Annotated in this window: 16 protein-coding genes; 5 read left to right on the top strand and 11 right to left on the bottom strand. The window is 70.4% G+C overall.

The genetic code is table 11. The annotated features are described in order from the left end of the window. Window positions 1–100: 100 nt before the first annotated feature. Window positions 101–1,213, bottom strand: a complete 1,113-nt coding sequence (locus WMF39_RS25340) for a DNA alkylation repair protein (protein WP_437739052.1) — start codon at window positions 1,211–1,213, stop codon at window positions 101–103. Between the two features lie 101 nt (window positions 1,214–1,314). Between WMF39_RS25340 and WMF39_RS25335 the strand changes: the two genes are divergently transcribed. Further along, window positions 1,315–2,052, top strand: coding sequence for a helix-turn-helix transcriptional regulator (locus tag WMF39_RS25335; protein WP_437739051.1), 738 nt, complete (start codon window positions 1,315–1,317; stop codon window positions 2,050–2,052). 451 nt (window positions 2,053–2,503) lie between these two features. Next, a complete protein-coding gene (locus WMF39_RS25330) occupies window positions 2,504–3,475 on the top strand; it encodes a vanadium-dependent haloperoxidase (protein ID WP_437739050.1) in 972 nt (323 codons plus the stop codon). 81 nt (window positions 3,476–3,556) lie between these two features. Here the strand turns inward: WMF39_RS25330 and WMF39_RS25325 are convergent, their stop codons facing one another. The 6 genes from WMF39_RS25325 to WMF39_RS25300 form a co-directional block, all read right to left on the bottom strand. Further along, window positions 3,557–3,988 carry a nuclear transport factor 2 family protein gene (locus WMF39_RS25325; protein ID WP_437739049.1) on the bottom strand — a complete coding sequence of 144 codons (432 nt, stop codon included), beginning with the start codon at window positions 3,986–3,988 and terminating at the stop codon, window positions 3,557–3,559. Window positions 3,989–4,079: 91 nt separating this feature from the next. Then, the gene (locus tag WMF39_RS25320; protein WP_437739048.1) at window positions 4,080–4,448 is read right to left on the bottom strand and encodes a hypothetical protein; all 369 of its coding nucleotides are present in this window, start codon (window positions 4,446–4,448) and stop codon (window positions 4,080–4,082) included. Window positions 4,449–4,466: 18 nt separating this feature from the next. Then, the gene (locus WMF39_RS25315; protein WP_437739047.1) at window positions 4,467–4,892 is read right to left on the bottom strand and encodes a mechanosensitive ion channel family protein; all 426 of its coding nucleotides are present in this window, start codon (window positions 4,890–4,892) and stop codon (window positions 4,467–4,469) included. A 135-nt stretch (window positions 4,893–5,027) separates the two neighbouring features. Next, window positions 5,028–5,891, bottom strand: coding sequence for a mechanosensitive ion channel family protein (locus WMF39_RS25310; protein ID WP_437739046.1), 864 nt, complete (start codon window positions 5,889–5,891; stop codon window positions 5,028–5,030). Between the two features lie 431 nt (window positions 5,892–6,322). Then, window positions 6,323–6,751, bottom strand: coding sequence for a hypothetical protein (locus tag WMF39_RS25305; RefSeq protein WP_437739045.1), 429 nt, complete (start codon window positions 6,749–6,751; stop codon window positions 6,323–6,325). A gap of 354 nt (window positions 6,752–7,105) precedes the next feature. Further along, the gene (locus tag WMF39_RS25300; protein WP_437748029.1) at window positions 7,106–7,819 is read right to left on the bottom strand and encodes a C39 family peptidase; all 714 of its coding nucleotides are present in this window, start codon (window positions 7,817–7,819) and stop codon (window positions 7,106–7,108) included. Window positions 7,820–8,614: 795 nt separating this feature from the next. Here WMF39_RS25300 and WMF39_RS25295 point away from each other — a divergent pair. Beyond that, window positions 8,615–9,226, top strand: a complete 612-nt coding sequence (locus WMF39_RS25295; RefSeq protein ID WP_437739044.1) for a Crp/Fnr family transcriptional regulator — start codon at window positions 8,615–8,617, stop codon at window positions 9,224–9,226. A 45-nt stretch (window positions 9,227–9,271) separates the two neighbouring features. After that, window positions 9,272–10,243: a type 1 glutamine amidotransferase domain-containing protein gene (locus WMF39_RS25290; protein ID WP_437739043.1), complete on the top strand. Its 972-nt coding sequence runs from the start codon at window positions 9,272–9,274 to the stop codon at window positions 10,241–10,243. Window positions 10,244–10,488: 245 nt separating this feature from the next. On the opposite strand, the gene WMF39_RS25285 is transcribed toward WMF39_RS25290, so the two are convergent. The 3 genes from WMF39_RS25285 to WMF39_RS25275 form a co-directional block, all read right to left on the bottom strand. Next, window positions 10,489–13,926, bottom strand: a complete 3,438-nt coding sequence (locus WMF39_RS25285; protein WP_437739042.1) for a kelch repeat-containing protein — start codon at window positions 13,924–13,926, stop codon at window positions 10,489–10,491. Window positions 13,927–14,168: 242 nt separating this feature from the next. Continuing rightward, window positions 14,169–16,178 (bottom strand): DUF4139 domain-containing protein, encoded by a 2,010-nt coding sequence (locus WMF39_RS25280; RefSeq protein WP_437739041.1) that lies wholly within the window; start codon window positions 16,176–16,178, stop codon window positions 14,169–14,171. Between the two features lie 115 nt (window positions 16,179–16,293). Further along, window positions 16,294–16,776: a peroxiredoxin gene (locus tag WMF39_RS25275; RefSeq protein WP_012237250.1), complete on the bottom strand. Its 483-nt coding sequence runs from the start codon at window positions 16,774–16,776 to the stop codon at window positions 16,294–16,296. A gap of 204 nt (window positions 16,777–16,980) precedes the next feature. Between WMF39_RS25275 and WMF39_RS25270 the strand changes: the two genes are divergently transcribed. Continuing rightward, the gene (locus tag WMF39_RS25270; RefSeq protein WP_437739040.1) at window positions 16,981–18,138 is read left to right on the top strand and encodes a hypothetical protein; all 1,158 of its coding nucleotides are present in this window, start codon (window positions 16,981–16,983) and stop codon (window positions 18,136–18,138) included. Between the two features lie 69 nt (window positions 18,139–18,207). On the opposite strand, the gene WMF39_RS25265 is transcribed toward WMF39_RS25270, so the two are convergent. Beyond that, the gene (locus tag WMF39_RS25265) at window positions 18,208–18,693 is read right to left on the bottom strand and encodes a hypothetical protein (RefSeq protein WP_437739039.1); all 486 of its coding nucleotides are present in this window, start codon (window positions 18,691–18,693) and stop codon (window positions 18,208–18,210) included. Between the last annotated feature and the right edge of the window lie 196 nt (window positions 18,694–18,889).

The raw sequence follows: 18,889 nt of genomic DNA, 5'->3' as shown, positions 1-18,889 counted from the left end.
GCCGAGCGATGCGAGCCGGTCAAGCGCGCGCGGCCGTCCCCTGCGCGTCCAGCGCAGGATGAGGCCCGTCGATCGTCGGGGAGGGCGCGTCAGGACGGCGTCACCGGCGCACCTCGAATTGCCCCAGCGGGTGCGCCACGCCGTTGACCATCACATCGATGCTGTGGCGACCGGGATAGTGACGGCGGGTCGTCATCTCCTCGAAGGAGACCTTGCCGGCTATCTCGGCCCGACCCGACGGCGGCAGGACGAGCTTCCGCAGCTTGAAGACCTTTGGCCGCGTCGCGCCGTTCGCCTTCACGAAGTGCACGGCGCAGTCGACGATCAGCTCCTGGTCGCGCGGGGCCGTCGACGCGAGCTCGAAGGAGAAGCGGAGCTCTCCGCCGAGCTTCACCGATCGCGGGGACAGCGACGCCGAAGCGATCGCGACGCTCGGCGCCGCGCCGAAGCCGAGCGCGTCGAGCGCGCCGCGATCACCCTTCTTGACGAGCGAGCGCAGCGCGTGGCGCACGATCCATTGCCGCCCGGGCGGCGCGCCCTCGAGCCAACGCCGGCAGAGGCTCGCCGCGATGTCCGGGTGGTCCTTGCCGATGTCATTGATGTTGTTCGCGACGGAGCGCTGCACGTAGCGCTCCGGATCGTCCTTCAGGAGCTCGAGCAGCTCGATGACCGGGCCTGGATCCTGCTGGAAAGCGCGGAGCCGCGGGGCCCACGGCAGCCGTGGGCGCGTCCCCTCGGAGACGAGCCGCCGGACATGGACGTTCGGGTCGGCGGCCCACGTGCGGAGCCGGCGGAGCGTCGCGTCGGGGTACCTCGTCAGGAACGCGCGGATGCTGAACTCGGCGGAGAACCGCTTCGTCAGCTCGACTTGCGCGGTCATCGCGTCCTCGAAGTGATCGAGACCGCGCTTCGCCACATAGAACACGTGCGGCATGTACTGCAGCGGCGCGAGGCCGAACGCGTCGCTCCGATCGAGCTCGGGCCCGAGCGAGGCGACGATCACGCGAGCGGCCTCCGGAAAGGGCTGCGGCAGGTGGTGGTGCATGACGTCCGCGATGTGGGAGGCGCGGCCCGTGAGCTCCAGATCGGAGAGGCCCGCCAGGCAGTCGCGGGCGAAGCCGCGCTCGTCGAGGCCAGGGTGCGCCGAGCGGAGGTTGCGGGCGATCGAGCGGACGCACCGCTCGTCGAAGAGGTCCTTCAGCCGGTCAGCCATGGGTACCTGCCGGTGAGGACGCCGAGGCCGATTGGCCAGGTGTTCGCCACGTTGGACATGGGCGTTGACTAGCGCGAGACCCTGACAGATTCTGTCACCATATGTCGCGCGCCGTCCGGGTCATGGAGCTCTCCGACCTGCTTCGCGCGCGGGGAGCGACGACGGTCGGCGAGCTGGCCGCGGCGCTCGGGGTCAGCGCCCGCACCGTGCGCAGGGACCTCGCGACGCTGAGGGAGCGCGGCCTCCGCATCGAGGGCGAGGCCGGCCCCGGCGGGGGGATCCGGCTCGATGCCGGCCGGGGCGTCACCGCCGTGCACCTCTCGGTCGCAGAGATCGTGACGCTCTGGCTCTCCGCGCGCCTCTCTCAGGCCGCGAGCGACCTTCCGTGGAGCGACGCCGCCAGCTCCGCGCTGGCCAAGCTGCTCAGCAGCCTTCCTCCTGAACGAGCGCGAGAGCTGCGCGCCCTCTGCCGCAGGGTCATCGTCGGCGATCCGGCGAGCGGGCCAGTGCGCGCCGGAGCCGGGGCGCCCCCCGCAGAGCTGGTGAGGCTCTTCGAGGAGTCGTTCTCCGCCGGCGTCGGCCTCGGGTTCGACTACCAAGACCGCGAGGGGAGGGCGTCGAGGCGACGCGTGGAGCCGCACGGCCTCCTGATCCAGAGCCCTGTCTGGTACGTGCTCGCCCTGGACACGGGAAAGAACGAGCCGCGAATGTTCAGGATGGATCGCATCTCGACACCCCGCGTCCTGCGGGAGATCGCGTTTCGCCCGAACGCCGACGTCATCTGGGCGCTCTTGCCGGACGAATGCGCGTGGAGACCGCTCCTCGGCGAGCGACAGTGAATGTTGGCCAACGCGGACGGATACCGTTCAGGCTCCGATCCTGTGCCCACCACGGTTCGACCCAGCTGAGCCTGGGACGCACGGTGTCGTATGGTTGCGCGCATCGGCTCTGCCTGATAGCTTTGGTTTGATACAACACACGACATCCTGGCGAATGACCAGAACGAAGAGCGACGTCCGGTACACGGGGTGTGTGCTCGATTCCGGGCGATTGCAGAGAGAGAGCTCCCGCCGAGCAGTGACCAGCGATCGATGGCGCACGGCCCACATGCCCCCTGAGGCCGTGCTCGCCTGCGTGCGGTGGCCGGTGTCGCACGGGTAGATACGGGCTTCGTGCTCGCCGAGGTTGTTGATGCATGCCTCTCGTCGCTGGATGGCCCCCCATCCAGTCGACGATCGAGGGCCATCGTGTTGGATGGCCATTCTTGAGGATTCGAACCAAGGAGCGTGAATGAACTGTTCAGCCGCGAGGTGGGCGTCCATCTCCTTCGCTGCCCTGACTGCCTCTCTGCTCGGAGGTCCAGCGTCCGCGCACCTGCCGGAAGCGCAGGGAGATCCGCCGGACAGGGACGCGGTCCTCGACTGGAACGCCGTCGCTCTGGACGCGGTCGCAGAGGACTCCTCCCGCGCACGCGGGCGGGACCAGCGCGGGCCGACGCGCGTCTCACGGGCCCTCGCGATCGTTCATGCGGCGATCTTCGACGCCGTGAACTCGATCGTCCCGAGGTACGAGCCGTACTCCATCCTCCTCGACATGCCGACCGCACGCACGCCGGAGCAGACCGTCATCGGGATCTTCTGGTCGTATGACGCCGCCCAGCGCCTCGGTGAGCCGCCCCGGCTCTACAACCAGATCGCGCGGGTCCTCGCGGTCGAGGAGTGCAACTCGGAGATCGAGAACGCTCGTTACTTTGCGCTTGTCAACGTCGCGCTGGCCGACGCCGCCATCGCCACGTGGGAGACGAAATACCGTTACGAGTTCTGGCGGCCGATCGTCGCGATCCGTCGGGCCGACAGGGATGGCAACTCGCTCACCGTGGCTGACAGGAGGTGGACGCCCCTCGGAACTCCTGGCAGCAACCAGGGCCCGCCGCGCATGACCCCAGCGTTCCCGGCGTACACCTCCGGGCACGCGAGCTTCGGGGCTGCCATGTTCCAGGTGTTGACCCGTTATCATGGGACGGATCGTATCCCCTTCTGCTTCATGTCCGACGAGTACAACGGAGTAACGACGGACGAGCGGGGCAATGTCCGCCCCGAGATCACGCGCTGCTATTCCAGCTTCGAGGAGGCGTCCTGGGAGAACGCGGTCAGCCGCATCTACCTGGGCGTCCACTGGAGGTTCGATGGCGTGCGCGGGATCCGTCAGGGCAAGCGCGTCGGAGACGCCGTCTTCGACAGGATCCTCCGGCCGCTTCCTTGACGAGTTCGTCAACGAGCCGCGCGATCCATCGAGAGGAGATCCGCGGCATCATGGCGGGTCTCCCCGGCGCCGGCCATCCTCTCAGTTCATGAGCCGGGAGCGAGCGGGCGCCCACCGCTCGGGCCGCGGCGCGGAGAGCGGACCCGCGTGGTGGTGGACCATCTTCCACTGCCCGTCTTCGAGGACGAACACGTTGGTCGCGCACAGGTGTGCAGGCTCGTCGCCGTTCGCCTCGTAGCACGTGACGAAGGCGAAGTCCCCGAAGAGGTGCGCCGAGGCGCCCTGGCAGCGCATGCGCAGGGGCGAGGTCTGGCGCAAGAGCTGGCTCCAGCTCTCGAGCACGCTGGCGCGCCCCGAGAGCGCCTCCATGCCGGGATGGGCGCAGGCCACGGGCGCCCGCTCGGCCCACACCCGGCACATCGCCTGGTGATCCCCGGCGCGGAACGCCTCGTAAAAGGCCTCGTTTGCGGCCAGGACAAGCCGTTCCGCCGCGACGCGCTCCTCGACGCTCATGCAGCGACCATGCGCTCCGGCCAGCGCGGGCGCAAGGGCCTCGATGGCGTCGTCTCGGCGCCTCGCCCGCTCGACCCCACGCCCGGGCTGACTAGGACGGGCCCTTGCTTCGCTGGTGGAGGACGAGCTGTGTCCGGTTCATCAGCTCGACGCCGGCCGCGTCGAGCTCATCGAGCGCCGCGACGCGGAGGTTGTGCATGCTCCCGTCCTCTTCCACGGCGCTGTACCAGGCCGTCAGCGTGAGGTCGAGCGAGCCGTCCTCCATGTCGGTCAGGAAAACGGTGGGGGCCGGGTCTCGCGCCACGCCGCTGGCTCGCTTGCCGGCGCGCACCAGGGCCTCCATCGCCGGCTCGAGATCGCGCAGCCGGCCTTCCACGGTGAGCGTGACGGCGCCGCGCAGAAGCCCTCGATCCGAGTAGTTCACGATCGGGCCGTTGGTCACCGCGGCGTTCGGGATCACGATCTTCTCGTTGTCCGTCTACACCAGCGTGGTGTTGAAGAGCCCGATGTCCTCGACGATGCCCTTGTGGCTCCCGATGGCGACCTTGTCCCCGAGCTGAAAGTGCTTGAAGAAGAGGATGAGGACGCCGCTCGCGAAGTTGCTCAGGCTCCCTTGCAGCGCCAGCCCCACCGCCAGCCCCGCCGAGGCGACCAGGGCCACGAGGCTCGTCGTGTGGATGCCCACCGTCTCCATCGACGCGATGAACGTCGCCGCGAGCACGGTGTAGCGGAGCATCGACGCCAGGAACCGCGCGAGCGCCTGATCCAGGTGCGTCTTGGTCAGGGCCGTGACGGCGAGCCGGTACGCCCATTTGCTCGCGAGACCACCCGCGGTGAGGAGGATGATGGCGGTGGCGATCGCCCTGAGCGTGGCGGCGGAAGGTACCAGTTCCTCAAGGTGCATGTTGCGGTGGCGCGCCGACAGCGGGCGCGCCGCCCGGGCGGAGAGGATCCGCCCGCCGGCCTCAAGGGCTGCCGAGCAGCGCGCGGCCGCGCGCGGGGGCAGGGCGCGCGCGGCCGACGCGCGATCGACAGCGCGTCAGGCCGTCGGGTGAATCTCCGAGCCTGCGGCGCGGTGGGCAGGCGCCGCCGCGAGCTGGTTGATGTGCACGTGCTGGCTCGGGACCGGGAGCCCCATCTTGCCGAGCTCCTCGCGGATGATCTTGGTCGTGGCGAAGTAGACGTCCCAGTAGTGATCGGTGTGGCAGAAGGGCCGGACGGCCAGCACGGGCCCGGCGAGGGTGAAATCCAGGATCTCGACGCTGGGCGCAGGGGTTTTCGCGACGTTGGGGATGAGCGCGAGGTGCGTCTTGAGCCGCGTGATCGCCGCCTCGTGATCCGCGCCGTGGGCGAGCTGCGCGGTGCAGTCGACGCGGCGGACCGGGTTCGTGCTGAAGTTCTGGATCGTGTCGCTGAAGATCTTGTTGTTGCCCACGATGGTGCGGACGTTGTCGGGCGTATCGAGGGTGGTCGCGAAGAGGCCGATCGAGTGGACGGTGCCCGTCACGCCGCCGGCCGTCACGTAATCCCCTGTCTTGAAGGGGCGCAGGAGGATCATGAAGACGCCGGCCGCGAGGTTCGACAGGAGGCCGGACCACGCCATGCCGACGGCGATGCCGATCGCGGCGAGCAGGCTGGCAAAGGTGGTCGTCTCGACGCCGAAGACGCTGAGCACGGCGATGATGAGCAGGATGTTCAGCAGCACGGACGCCGCCGACTCCAGGTAATGAGCCAGCGTCGTGTCGAGCTTCTTCAGCGCGGAGCTGCGCTGCATCATCGACAGGAGCCCCCGGACGATCATGCGGCCGATGACCCAGACGAGGATCGCGCCCACGATCTTCCCGCCGACGCTCACCCCGAGCGCTACTGCCATGTCCACGTACCGCTGAACCCTCTCGTCCATCTCAAGCCTCCTGGCGACGTATGCGCCGCTCGCGGGGGCCCCGTGCAAGGCGCATGCGCGACGCGCCTTGCTGGATCTGCCCCCGGCGGCCAGCCTTATCACACCGGCGGGCCGCTCCGCGAGGGGCGTGACCGAGATTTTCGAGCCTCAGCGCTGCGGCCTGCGGACATCAGGCGGCCGCGGAGCGGATACCTCGTTGTAGCGAAGGAGCAACGGACGGCGGGGCCGATCGCGGCGTGCGGCGGCGATCGAGCGGCCGACGTGCAAGGGCACGGGAGCAAGCGAGCGCGCCAGGCAGGCGTGTCCAGCCAAGGAGCTGGCCGAGGCGATCTTCGTCGCCGCCGAGGTGACGCTCGAGGAGCGGAAAGCGGACGCGGGCCAGCGGCATGGGCGGAGAACGGCGTGGCCGGCGTACAGGGCTGTGAACCGGCTCAATGAAGACTATGTCCAAAGGCTCTCGGGTTGATCGGGAATTTCAAGCCAATGACCAACCCGTACTCCGTGCCGTAAGAAGGTATCGTCGCGCCAGCCCCCCCGTCGAACGGAAGGGCGAGTCGAAAGCCCGCGTAGGCGATGGGGATCGCGATGAAGGGCACGATCTGCGCTCCATACGTTCGGGCGTTCGACCGGCCCGCGCCCTCGGTGTACGCCGAGAGCTCGGCGCCGACCGGGCCGAACCCACCCTGGAAACCGAGCGCCAACCTCTCGTGGACCGGTCGGTCGGCGACGAGCTGCGCCTGCGCAACGGCGCCTATCCAGGCGAACGAGCGCTGTCCGTACCACGCGAGGCTGCCCTCGACGCCGGCGCCCACGGCGTCATCGGCGTTCTCGCGGCCAGTATAGCTGAAGAGGCCACCCACGCTCACGACCGGGTCGCCAGGGCGCCCCACGTTGGGCCAGCCTTCCCCGGGATACACCACGGGGGGAGGGCTCCCCGCCGGGGGCACGCCTTCCGCCTGCGCCGATGCAGAGCCAGGGAGAAGGCAAGCGCCGACAAGGACCGCTGTGACCGCCGAATGGTTCATGCACCTGTGATCTAGCCCATGCAACCCGGCCAGTCACGACGAAGGCGTATGCGAACGGAAGACGCGCTGTGCTAGGCTCGCCGTCGATGGTGCAGCTCTCGCGCGCGGAGCAGGTCGCGGCGCCAGCGCGCATGAACGCCGCGCTCGACGCCCGGCCGGCGCCGCACTTCGGCTCGAATGCCCGGGGTTTCACCGAGCACCGCTCACGCTCTGCGCTTGGAGCGCCGCGCTCGCCTGGGACCCGCTCGTGGCCCTCGGCGAAGACCTTCCCGCTCGCTGACGATATCGACCTCGACCTAGGGCGAGTGCGAGGCCGAGAGTGGTGACAACCATGAATATGCCATCGTGTCGGTCGTGATTGTCGCCCAGGTCGCATTGGAAGCCGGCATCGCTTCTGGGTGGATCTGGGGATTCACATGCACGGCCGGTATACACGTTCCCGTAAATATCGGTGCCGTAACAGGGATCGCCGATGTGGACGTCGCCGGGGTTCGGGTATGGGCCGAGCGTCCCATATGGCGTGCAGCAATACTGGGGGAGCGTGGTCGAGCCTGCTCCCGTGGTCGTGTCAGGATTCGTATGAGGACCCGGTGCCACTGATGAAATTTGAGTAACCGTCTGAGTCCACGCTAGCCCATGGGTGAATGCGTCGTATCCGATGAGATACTGAGCAGGGCGCACCATCACGGCTCCATGGGCGATGTACGGATCGCCATAAGGTCCGAGGTCGCCCAGCTGGTACGGGTACGGATCATTCACAATCAGCGAGGGGACGCTCGCGGTAGTGTCGTAGCCGACGATGAGTGCAACGTGGGCGGGCGAGTATTGGTTGGGGATCCCGGTTGGAGTAATGGCTGCGACCACCGGGCGCCCCGAGTCAATCTCGATGATTGCTTGATCCATCGTCAGGGGGCCGTCGAGAGGCGTCACATCCACCTGTGGGACCGGTCGCATTAGGGATTGTTGAACGATTGCAGGATAGCCCTCCATGACCTTCACAAGATTGGCCATCTGGCCCGCTGGAAAAATGCAGGTGCGACAGTCGCTGTAACAGCTGCCACCTAGGGTGCCCACGATACCGCACTGATAGTCGCCTATTGGATTCACGTTCGGTACGCCGTAGTACCGGAACACCATCTCCGATACTGCCACCCAGCACCAAACGGGCGTTTCCTGAAGGGTGGCGGCGATCGGTAACTCGTCTGCAGAAGCTGCCGCGGACGTTAAGAGGATCAATGCAGATAACGCGCCCTGGGTTAGGTTTCGCATACCTACCTCGGTTGTTGACGGTTGGTTTCAGATCGTTTCGAAGCCTCCCGGGTCGAAATGTTCCCGGAGGTATGGCGGCACGGATGCGATCCGCAACGATAGGCAAATAACCGGGCAAGGTCAACAGGTCGTCGTCGGACTCGCCCTCCTCCGGAGCGCCGTCTCCCCCTCGCCTCCGGTAGAGGCGCTGCGGGAGACGGGGAGCGGTGCACCGTCTCTCATCTTGTCGGTGCCGGTATGCCAGCGTTCGTCGCGGCGCGGCGTGGCGCGCGGCCTTCGTGCCGCGTTGACGAAGCGCGTGTGCGCGGCGTCGCGGATTTTGCGCGAGGCTGCGCCTCGGGAGTCCGGCTGGCCCGGATCGTCGCCTGGACCATTCTCTGCGCGGCGCCAGGGACGAACTCCGGGAGCGTCGTGCTAGGCTCCCCTGCCATGGTGCAGCTCTCGCGCGCGGAGCAGGTCGCGGCGCTCGCGCGCATGGTCGCCGCGCTCGACGCCCGGCCGGCGCCGCATTTCGACGCCTTCGCGACCCTGTTTCACGGGAAGAGCCTCAGGAAGGGCGAGGCGTTCGTGCGGGCGGGCGAAGCGAGCGACTCGGTGGCGCTCGTCAACTCCGGCATCGCGAGGATGTTTTACACGCGGAGCGATGGGAAGGAGTTCAACAAGGGGTTCATCTCCGCGCCAGACTTCATGTCGGTGCTGGAGGCGCTGATCACCGGGGAGCCCGCCCGGCTGACGATCCAGGCGCTGACCCCGATGCAGCTCTTCGTCGCGCCCTACTCGCGGCTGAGCGAGCTCTGTGAGCGCGACATCTACTGGGAGCGGGTGAGCCGCCGGATCGTCGAGCGGGTGTACCTGAAGAAGGTGCGCCGCGAGGCGTCGCTGCTGATGGATCCGGCCGCCGAGCGCTATCGCGCGTTCCTCGCAGAGCACGGGGCCGTGGCGCGCCGCGTGCCCGACTACCACATCGCCGCATATCTCGGCATCACACCCGAGGCCCTGAGCCGCCTGAAGCGCGCCGCGACCAGGACCGCGGCTTCTTGACCTAGGTCAAGGTGCGATCTCGCTCCGCTGGTCATGGTCTCCCGCATGACGACGGAACGAACGAAGCGAGACGGCGAACGCCCAGCAACGGAACCCACGCGCGGCCCGGGGCGCCGCGGAGCGCCGCGGGGCGCGGCCCGAAGGACGGCGCTGATCGCGGGCCTCGCGGTCGTGCTCGCCGGCCCGGCGCTGGTCGCGTGCGGCGCGGCGGCGCCGAGGCTCCACCCCGTGTTCCCCGAGCGCCCGGTGGCAGAGAAACCCAGAGGGAAGATCCTGTTCGTCCTCAGCGCCGCTCGAGAGCAGACGCTTGCGGACAGCTCGAAGCGCGCGACCGGCACCTTCCTCGGCGAGTTCTACGAACCGTACCTGGCCCTCACCGGCGCGGGGCACGAGGTCGTGTTCGCGACCGACGGGGGCGGCGCCCCGGCGATCGACCCGGAGAGCCTCGACGAGCGGTACTGGGGAGACGGAGCGCGGCGCGCGCAAGCGCAGCGCTTCGTCGAGCGCGCCCCGGAGGTCCGCGCGCCGCTCAGCCTGAAGGCGGCGCGCGCCGCGGCCGACTCGTTCGACGGCATCGTCGTTCCCGGCGGACAGGGCGTGATGGTCGACCTGCTCGACAACGCGGATCTGCACGCGCTGCTCGCTCACTTTGGCGGGAAACACCAGCCCGTGGGGCTCATCTGCCACGCACCGGCGGTGCTCACCCGCATGCGGCAGCCGCATCCGCTCAGCGGTCGGACGGTGACGTCGGTCTCGTCGTTCGAGGAGTTTTATATCGAGACCTTCGTGATGGGGGCCGACGCCCAGGTCCGGGGCATCGGTGAGCAGCTCGAGGATCACGGTTACGAGCACGAGGCCGCATTCCCCGGGAGCGCCTACGCCCAGCGGGATTGCAACCTCGTGACCAGCCAGAATCCCTTCTCCACCGATCGGTTCAGCGCGCTTTATCTGGAGGCCCTGGCCGACTACCGGCGCGGCGCCCGCTGCGCCGAGGATGCCCGCGAGGGCCATCGATAGGCCTGCTCGGCGGAGCGAGGGCCATGGGATCTCCCTGGCCCGTTCGGCCCGCGGCGCTACGGCTCGCGCGCCGCGATCTCCTCGCGCGACTCGCAGATCACCCGCTCCACACCCCGCAGCGTCTGCACCGCTGGGATCGACCCGAAGCCGAGGTGGACGCGGAACTTCAGCTCCAGGGGCGCCGCGGTCGCGGCAGGGAACGCGCCGCGCTATTCAGTTCAGCGGGAGCAGCCGGCGATCAGAGTTCACCGCGGGATTGCCGCCCTGGAGCGGCGGAGCCTCCGCCGGAGAGCGGCCCCGATCACAGCGAGGTAGAAGGCGCTCGCGCCGTTGCCGGACGCCCCTTGCCCCATGGTGCAGCCAGTGTCTGCCGGCTCGTCCACTCCGGGGCCGCTCGAGGTGCTCGTCGGACCCGGGTTTCCATCGCCGCCAGCGGCTGCAGCGCTGCTGGATGCGGTCGCCGTCCCGGGGCCGCCATCGCCGCCAGCGCCGGCGGTGGTGCTCGTCGAGCTTCCGCTCGCCGAGCCGCCACCCTCGCCTCCGGCGCCAGCATCGCCGCCAGCGCCGCCCATGCCGCCAGGACCGGACTCACCGCCACCGGCGCTGCCTGCGCCGCCAGTTGCGGACGTTCCGCTGCCAGCGCCGCCAGTTCCTGGCTCACCGCCGCCAGCGCTGCCGGCGCCGCCAGCTCCTGGCTCACCGCCGCCAGCGCTGCCAGCGCCGCCAGTTCCTGGCTCACCGCCGCCAGCGCCGCCCATGCCGCCAGGACCGGACTCACCGCCGCCAACGCCGCCTGTTCCGGGCTCACTCCCGCCAGCGCCGCCAGCACCGGACTCACCGCCGCCGACGCCGCCAGTTCCGGGCTCACTCCCGCCAGCGCCGCCAGCACCGGACTCGCCGCCGCCGACGCCGCCAGTTCCTGGCTCACTCCCGCCAGCGCCGCCCCCGCCTCCTGCACCGGGAACACCGCCGCCAGCGCCGCCCTCTCCGCCAGCGCCCGTGCTGCAGCCGTTGTCCCCGGGGCCGTGCCATCGAGGATCGTACAGCTCCGCGTCCCAGTTGGGGCCGACGATGAGGACATGGTCGCTCGGCAGGAGCGCGGACGTGGAATAGCCATGCGAGAGCAAGGTCGACGGGGCAGGTGTCCAGGAGTTCGTCGCGGGGCTGTAAATCTGCGCCGTCGTCCCTGCAATGACGAGCACCTCGCCTGTCGTCAGCAACGTGGCAACATGACTGACACCCGACAGCTGGCTCATGGACCCTGTGGGAGTCCAGACGTTCGTCACCGGGTCGTAGGTCTCCGCGGCTCCCCCGACGACGAGCACGCGACCGTCCAGGAGCCGCGTCGCCGTGGGCTTGCCCCGAGGCACCGTCATGGGCGCCACCAGAGACCAGCGCCGGGTCGCGGGATCGTAGATCTCGGCGCTGGCGAGCGGCTCCGCGGTCGAGATGTCGAAATCGTCGAAACCCTGTATCCCGCCGACGACCAGCACCCTGCCGTCGTTCAGCAGCGTCGCCGCGTGCTCCGCCCGGCTTGCTTTCATCGGCTCGACGGTGACCCAGGTGTCGTCGGCTGGACGATACAGCGCGGCCGATCCGGTCCTGCGGACGCGGAACGGCTCCATCGGGTAGTCCATCACCGCGCCTCCCGCGATGAGCACGTCGCCGCTTCCGAGCAAGGTCGCCGTGTGGTTGTATCGACGCTCCTCGTCGGGGGCGGCCAGCGTCCAGGCATCCGCCGCCGGATCGTAGATTTCGTTGTACAGATCCGCCTCGGAATCATCGAAGCGGCCCCCGCTGATCAACACCCTGCCGTCGGCGAGGCGTGTCAGGTCGGGGAGAGCCCGCTCGAAGTTCAAAGGCGCCGCCAGGGAAAACGTCGTGCTCGATGGATCGTAGATCTCGGTTGTCTTCGTACCGGCGTTGCCGCCCGCGACAAGGATCTTCCCGTCCTCCAGCTCCACGGTCTTCGCGTAATTCCGCAAGGCGTTCAGGGGGCCGAGCTGCGTCCCCGAGGGCGTGACCGACGGGTCATAGATCTCGGCGCCCGGCGCGCTCGAAGTCCCGCCGACCACGAGGACCCGTCCATCCGGGAGCAGCGTCGCCGTGGCGCTGCCGCGGCTCACTTCGCTCCTGGGCGCTGTCGAGAAGGTCCGCGTGCTCGGATCGTAAAGGTCGGGCGGCTGGTTGCCAGAGACGAAGACCCGCCCATCGCACAGCCGCGTCGCCGTGTGCCAGCCGCGCCGAAAGCTCATCTTGTTCTTCGCGAGCGTCCATGCGTTGGCCTCCGGATCGTAGGTCTCGGCCTCGGATTCCCAGTCATAGCCGGTCACCAGCACGTCACCGTCCTCCAGCAAGGTCGCCGTGAGCATCCACCTGGCGCGGAGCATGTCCGGCCCCGGGGTCCACGCGCCCGTCGCGGGATCGTAGATCTCGACGCTCGACACCACGCTGGCTCCTATGATCCTGCCTCCGGCGACCAGCACGCGGCCGTCCTGCAAGCGCGTCGCCGCGTGCTCCCTGCGCACGACAAGCGCCGCGGGCGTCGGCGTCCAGGCGTCCGACACGGGATCGTAGAGCTCGGCGGCGGCAGCAGGAGCGGCGCCAGCCGGCGCGCCCCCGGCGACGAGCACCCGCCCGTCGGCGAGCTCGGTCGCGGTGTGCCCCGAGCGCTCCGAGGTCATGGTCGCGGCGGGGATCCACGAGTCGGTCGTCGGATCGTAGAGCTCCGCGGTGGCGACCCACGCGGCGCCGCTCATGGCGCCGCCCGTGACCAGCACCCTGCCGTCGGCGAGCAAGGTCGCCGTGTGAGCCGACCGCGGCTGGCTCATCGGAGCGGCGGGCAACCACGCTTCGAGCGCGGGATCATAGATGGCCGCGCTGGCGAGGTGGTACTGGTCTGACGAGCCGAGCCATCGCCGCCCGCCCGCGATGAGCACCCTGCCGTCGGGAAGCGACGTCGCGGTGTGCTCGTGGCGGAGCGTCGCCTCGGAGGCGGCCGTGACGGTCCATGACGGGTCCACGAGGAGCGGCGAGCCCGTCTCCTCGACCCAGAGCGAGATCTCATCGCCTTCTACCTCCAGGCGCGTCGGGACGCGCTGGCGCGGCGACGCATAGGCCTCGGGAGCCGCCACGATGATCCGCGGCTCCCCTGCCGCGTCGAGCACCTCCACGTTCGCGCCACGGCGGCGGAGGCGCGCCCCCTCGACCTGCCATGACGCAACAGGTCCCGCGGCGGGCGCCCCGTCGGGGAACCAGAGCCACTCTTCCGCGCCGTGCCGCTGCGCCGTCCAGAGCGCGAAGCCGCCCGCGCGCGGGTACGCGAGGGCAGCGCCGATCTTCTGGACCTCACCGAGCGCGCCGCGCTCGCGCACCTCGATGCCGAGGCCACCCGGCAGGTCGAACCGCACGGCGCCGCTCCCGTCCGCGGGGAACGCGAGCGTCAGGCCGCCGCGCGACGGGCTCGCCGCGAGCTCGAAGCCCGCTGGGGTGGGCACGAGCGCGTCGTCGCCGCGGAGCGCCGCGCGGGCGCGCTCCTCGAACTGCGCCTCCAGCGCCTCGACGTCGAGCGCCTCGCTCGATGGCGCCGCGCAGCCGAGCGCGCATGTCAGATAGACAATCCAGAGCAGCGCCACGCATCGCGCGAAGCGCCACCCGGCCCAGGGAACCGTGCTTGAGCCCATACCCTCCTCGATTCTCGCGAGCGAGCCTCCGGCGAACACATCGGCCTGTCGCGCAGCGCGCCCGGCCCTCCGTGGGGTGCAGCTCGCATCGCAAAAATTCAGAGGTTCGCGACGGAATGCTGCCGCGTTCGCCGGAACGCTCGTCTTGCCGCGCTTGCTCGAGGTGGGTGGCATTCAACCGCGCAGGAGGGCGGCGGAGGCCGCGCAGGAGAGCGCCGGGCGCGCGCGGCCTCCGCTTTTCGCTACGTCGTGAGCGACAGGCCGCGCACGTACTCGGCGAGCGCCCGCTCCGCGCTGGCCACGGCCTCCCGCGCGCCCGGGAGCTTCGCCGACACCGCCGCGATCCGGTCTTCCTGCTCGCCCAGCGTCTTGAGGTAGCGCTCGTGGAGCCCGCTCCCCGGCGGCACGACCTTGAGGTTGTCGCGCACGCGCGCCTGCTCGGCGCGCAGCGCCTCGATCTCGGACTTGAGGGCCGAGAGCGCGCGCTGCCTCTCGGCGACCGCGGCCTTGAGCTCCGCGAGCCGCGCGAGCGCCGCGCGCAGCGCCTCGGGGATCTCGCGCGACGACAGGACCACCCCGATCTGCTCGCCGGAGAGGCCCGTGAGCGCCACCGTGTGGGAGATGGGCTGCTCCAGCGCCACGGTCACGCGCGCCGTCTCCCCCGCAGCGACCTCGCGCCGGACGCGGTAGCGGTCGCGCGTCGCCTCGACGCCTTCCCTGGGCTCGGCGAGATCCCAGCCGGCGATGCGCGGGTGCTCGATGAGCAGGACGCGCGGCTCGCGCGCCGCGCCCACGATCGTGTAGACCGTCACCTTGCGGGCGGTCCTGACGATCTCGAGCATGCCGCCCTGGATCTTGGCGCGCGAGAACACCTCCTCGCCCCGCTCCTCGCGGTCGATTCGCACCTTCCGGTCCACGGCGAAGCTCACGATCCGCGATTCGCCCGGCGGCAGCGGCGAGAGGCGCGCGTCGCCGACGTAGGTGACGACCCCCCGGCTCGAGCGCTCGTAGACCGTGATCGCGCCGGCCGGGAGCGTCGTGTCGCCGTCGTTCCTCAGGCGGACCGAGGCGAGCGGGCTGCGCGCGCTCGCCTCCGGCTGATAGAGCCACAGCCGCTCTGCCGGGATCTCGCGCTGGACGATCGGGAGGAGCGCCGTCTGCCCGCTCGCGATCGTGAGCGGCGCCGGGAAGTGGAACACGACCTGCGTCGCCGCCTCCGCGGGCTCCGGCTCGACCTTCTCGGAGGGCACGGTGACCGCCGCGGCGGGCGCGCGGGCCTCGTCGGCGCCCCCGCCGGCGCGGTAGCCCATGCGCCGCGCCGCCCTGGCCGCGAGCCCCGCGGCGCCCTCGTCGAGCCGCGGCAGCACGCGCTCGGCGACGTCGACGGGCACCTCCGGCCGGGCCACGTAATAGATCTCGTAGAGCGCCTGGCGGAACGTCACCGGGTCCCCCGACACCAGGGTGAAATCCACGTTCTGCCAGTCGCTGCCGCTCTGGTTCTCGACGACGGCCCACCCGGCGAGCGCCCCGGTCTTCGCCTGCGCGTCCTCCGGCACCGTGAGCCGATACGTCGTCTTCCAGAGCGGCACCTCGATGACGTAGGCCACGCGGACCACCCGCTCGCCCTCGCCGGCCGTGCGCACGACGAGCTCGCGGCGGTTGCGCTCCCGCCGGCTGGAGAGCCCGACCAGCGCCGCGCCGACCTGCTGCCGCAGCCGCTCCTCGACGAGCTCCACGCTCTCGAGCTCCTCCAGGACGACCTGCTTCAGCGCGCCCTCCGACATCAGCGAGAGCCGGTGCCGGTCCTCCGAGCCGCCGTGCGGCAGCGCCGCCTGCGCCGTGGTCACCGCGACGATCCGCCCGGCGATGGCCCCTTGCACCCCTCGCGTCCGCACCTCGGCGCCGCGGAGCGCGTTCAGCAGGGCGGCCTCGGACTCGAGCGCGCCCTCGTCGAACGGGAGCTCGCGGAACAGATCGCGCAGCGGCTCCCTCCCGGGAAGCGTGATATTCCCCGTCACGCCGCGATCGTCATAGACCACGATGCTCTTCAATACATCGTCGACCTGATCGAGCCGCACCTCGAGCCGGAGCTCGGCGTCGCCGCGCACGCGCGCCTCGTGCTCGAAATATCCGACTCCTCCCGTCGATAGCACCACCCGCCTTAGCAGCAGCGTGTCCGACGCGGCCCCCGATCGGGCAGGATCCATCGCGGCGGCCCGCAGCGTCGCTGTGGTCCTCAATCCATGGTTCATCGTCGCCTCCCCCGGCGGAGGCGTGCGATGGCCCCGCCCTGGGGGTGTCCATAACGCCCCTCCGGGGGGCGTCAACGACGGTGGCTGGCCGGGAGATCGGGCGCGGCGCCGCGCGTCAGCCGCGCCGCGAGGCCTCGAGCTGCTTCACGACCGCGAGCGCCTCGTCGACGTGGCGGGTCGCGCGGAGCTGGGAGGAGAAGGCATGTCGAACGATGCCGTCGCGATCGATGACGAACGTCACGCGCCCCGGGAGGAGGCCAAAGAGCGACTTGACGCCGTAGCGCGCGGCGGTCTCCCCGCCAGGGTCGCTGAGCAGCGTCATGGGCAGGCGGTATTTGTCGGCGAATTGCTGGTGAGACCCCGCCGAGTCGGCGCTCACGCCGAGGACCTCGGCGCCCGCCTCCGCGAACGCATCGTAATGGTCGCGGAACGCGCACGACTCCGCCGTGCATCCAGGGGTGTCGTCCTTGGGATAGAAGAACAGGACAACGGTCTTCTTGCCCCGGAAGTCGGAGAGCTTGACCGTCTCCCGCTTCTGCGATTGCAGGCTGAAATCAGGGGCTGTCTCACCGACGGACAGGGTGGATTTTCCGAGCATGGCGTCTCCTCTACCCGATGCGCCGCGCCGCGTCCAAGGCCCCAGCGGAGCGCGGCGGCTCGCCGCTCGAGTAAAACGCGGCCGCCTGCCGTGGCGGCCGCCTGCGCCCCCGGATAAGGAAGAACTTGAGGAAGCGGTCATGAAGGCGCGCTGGGCGCGACGGACGCCAGCGCGGGCCGGAGATCGGGTTACCCTGAGCGCCCCATGGCCACCACGTTCGCTGCGTTGATCTTTCGACCCGCCGACATCCCGGACCGCGCGCTGTCCCAGGGCTTTGCCGTGGCGCTCGGTGGCTGGGACGTCGCCTCGCCGCGCCTGTTCATCGCGCCGCTCCCCGGCCTGCCCGGGCACGCCGCCGCGTTCTACTCGAGCGGCGATCCCGCCGGCGGCGGGGACGACGAGCTCGACCACCTCGCCGAGCTCTTCGAGGACGAGCTCTCTCCGCCCGTCGCCGTGCTCGACGCGGCCGCCGAGCTCGGCCACCCCGGCGCGACGGTCTTCGCGCTCGTGTTCTCGGAGGACGTCCTCCACGACGACGGCTGGCGCTTCGAGGCGAGCGGGTTCGTCCGCCATTTCGTGAGGGAAGGGGACGAGGGCGTCGAGGCCGGCGTGGAGGCGCCCGACCGGAGCGACATCGTCGAGGTCGACGTCGACCTGCCGGAGGGCGCGACCGCGGCGGAGGAGCGCGAGGCCATGGACCGGGCGATCCGGCCGCACCGCGGCTCGACGTTCCTCGCGGCCGAGCTGGGCGCCCCGGTGCTGGGCGCGCTCATGGGCGGCCTCTTCGCGCCCGAGCGCCGCGTCCAGGTGCACCTCGTCGCGCCGGGGCCGGGGTCGATCGCCGACGAGGTCGCGCGGCTCAACCGGGTGCTCCGCCGCGAAGACGGCCGCGGCGCGCCCGCGTCCCCGCCGCCCGTCCGCGGCGTCGCCCCGCCGGCGACGTATGCGGCGTTCGTGCGCGCGTACGACTGGGCCGATCCAGCGGATCCGGAGGACCTCTACCGCGAGCTCGCGATCGGCGCCGTCGAGGGCACGCTGCGCTTCCTCCGCGAGGGCGAGCTCCTCGCCCACGACCGCGAGCCGGGCTGGGAGGCGGCGGCGGCGCGACAGCTCTACCCGATCGCGCGGCTCTCGGGCTCGGCGCTCGGCGGCGGCGCGGCCCAGCGGTCGGTCGTCGCGCTCGGGGCCGACGGCGAGCAGCTCTGGGTCGTCCGCGGCGGCACGAGCGCGGCGCTGGCCGGACCGACGTTCGGCGAGCTGCTGCGCTATCTCTCGCTGGGCTGGTCGCGCCGGAGCGACGCGGAGGAAGACCTCATCGGGGCGCTGATGCTGCGCGCGCGGCTCAGGTCGCTCGGGGGTTGAGCCCGCGCCCCGGCGTGGGATCCGCCTGCGGGGGTGAGGCGCTTTGCCTCGCGACGCGCGCGCCTCGGCTCAAAACGACGTGTCGTACGCGTGGTGCCGGTGGGCTTCCGTGTGGAAGGACGTCATGTGCGGGTCGTCCAGGACCAGGTGGAGCAGGCCGACGTCTCGCTCGCTGCGGGCGAATACGCTCACGAGGATCCCGCCCTGCCGGACGCCGGCCTGGTAGCGTTCCGCCCAGTGCCTCGGGACGCCCGCGGTGATGAGGATCTCGCGCAGGCCGCCCGTGATCCCGGCGCCGACCGCGCTGGCCACGGCCGCGGCCAGCGGCCCGGCGACCACGAACCCGAGGTCGGGGACCACGACGCTCATCGAGACCGCGGCGCCGAACGTGCTCGACGGCGGCGCTATGTCCGGGCTCGGAAAGCACCTGTCGCGTGTCGCCTCGGTCATCAGCAGGCTGACCTCCTGTCGTGTGTAGCCGCAGTCGATGATCCGCTCCGCCGCGGCTTCCGCCTCGTCGTGCGTCTGCACCAGGCCAATTACGAGCTTCTCCATGGAAGAGACCTCCTTCGCGTTGAGCGCGTCCTCGCTCTGGGCCCCGGCGACGGATACCGCACGCTCTGTGCCAATCTGAAATTCTCACGCCTCGGTGCGTTCGCGCCGATTTCTGTGCCCCTTCCGCTGGAGGAGCGAGGCGGGATGTCGCAGTGCGCCCCGTGGGCCTCACCTTCCGATGTCGACATCGCCCGTG

Source organism: Sorangium sp. So ce1504 (assembly GCF_051521635.1).
GTDB lineage: Bacteria > Myxococcota_A > Polyangia > Polyangiales > Polyangiaceae > Sorangium > Sorangium cellulosum_B.
The sequence above is the reverse complement of the archived record's forward strand: the minus strand, read 5'-3'. Positions and strand labels throughout refer to the sequence as shown.

Coding starts and splice junctions, on each gene's coding strand:
- WMF39_RS25340 (WP_437739052.1), bottom strand. CDS start 1,213: ATGGCTGACCGGCTGAAGGACCTCTTCGACGAGCGGTGCGTCCGCTCG.
- WMF39_RS25335 (WP_437739051.1), top strand. CDS start 1,315: ATGTCGCGCGCCGTCCGGGTCATGGAGCTCTCCGACCTGCTTCGCGCG.
- WMF39_RS25330 (WP_437739050.1), top strand. CDS start 2,504: ATGAACTGTTCAGCCGCGAGGTGGGCGTCCATCTCCTTCGCTGCCCTG.
- WMF39_RS25325 (WP_437739049.1), bottom strand. CDS start 3,988: ATGAGCGTCGAGGAGCGCGTCGCGGCGGAACGGCTTGTCCTGGCCGCA.
- WMF39_RS25315 (WP_437739047.1), bottom strand. CDS start 4,892: ATGCACCTTGAGGAACTGGTACCTTCCGCCGCCACGCTCAGGGCGATC.
- WMF39_RS25310 (WP_437739046.1), bottom strand. CDS start 5,891: ATGGACGAGAGGGTTCAGCGGTACGTGGACATGGCAGTAGCGCTCGGG.
- WMF39_RS25300 (WP_437748029.1), bottom strand. CDS start 7,819: ATGGATCAAGCAATCATCGAGATTGACTCGGGGCGCCCGGTGGTCGCA.
- WMF39_RS25295 (WP_437739044.1), top strand. CDS start 8,615: ATGGTGCAGCTCTCGCGCGCGGAGCAGGTCGCGGCGCTCGCGCGCATG.
- WMF39_RS25290 (WP_437739043.1), top strand. CDS start 9,272: ATGACGACGGAACGAACGAAGCGAGACGGCGAACGCCCAGCAACGGAA.
- WMF39_RS25285 (WP_437739042.1), bottom strand. CDS start 13,926: ATGGGCTCAAGCACGGTTCCCTGGGCCGGGTGGCGCTTCGCGCGATGC.
- WMF39_RS25280 (WP_437739041.1), bottom strand. CDS start 16,178: ATGAACCATGGATTGAGGACCACAGCGACGCTGCGGGCCGCCGCGATG.
- WMF39_RS25275 (WP_012237250.1), bottom strand. CDS start 16,776: ATGCTCGGAAAATCCACCCTGTCCGTCGGTGAGACAGCCCCTGATTTC.
- WMF39_RS25270 (WP_437739040.1), top strand. CDS start 16,981: ATGGCCACCACGTTCGCTGCGTTGATCTTTCGACCCGCCGACATCCCG.
- WMF39_RS25265 (WP_437739039.1), bottom strand. CDS start 18,693: ATGGAGAAGCTCGTAATTGGCCTGGTGCAGACGCACGACGAGGCGGAA.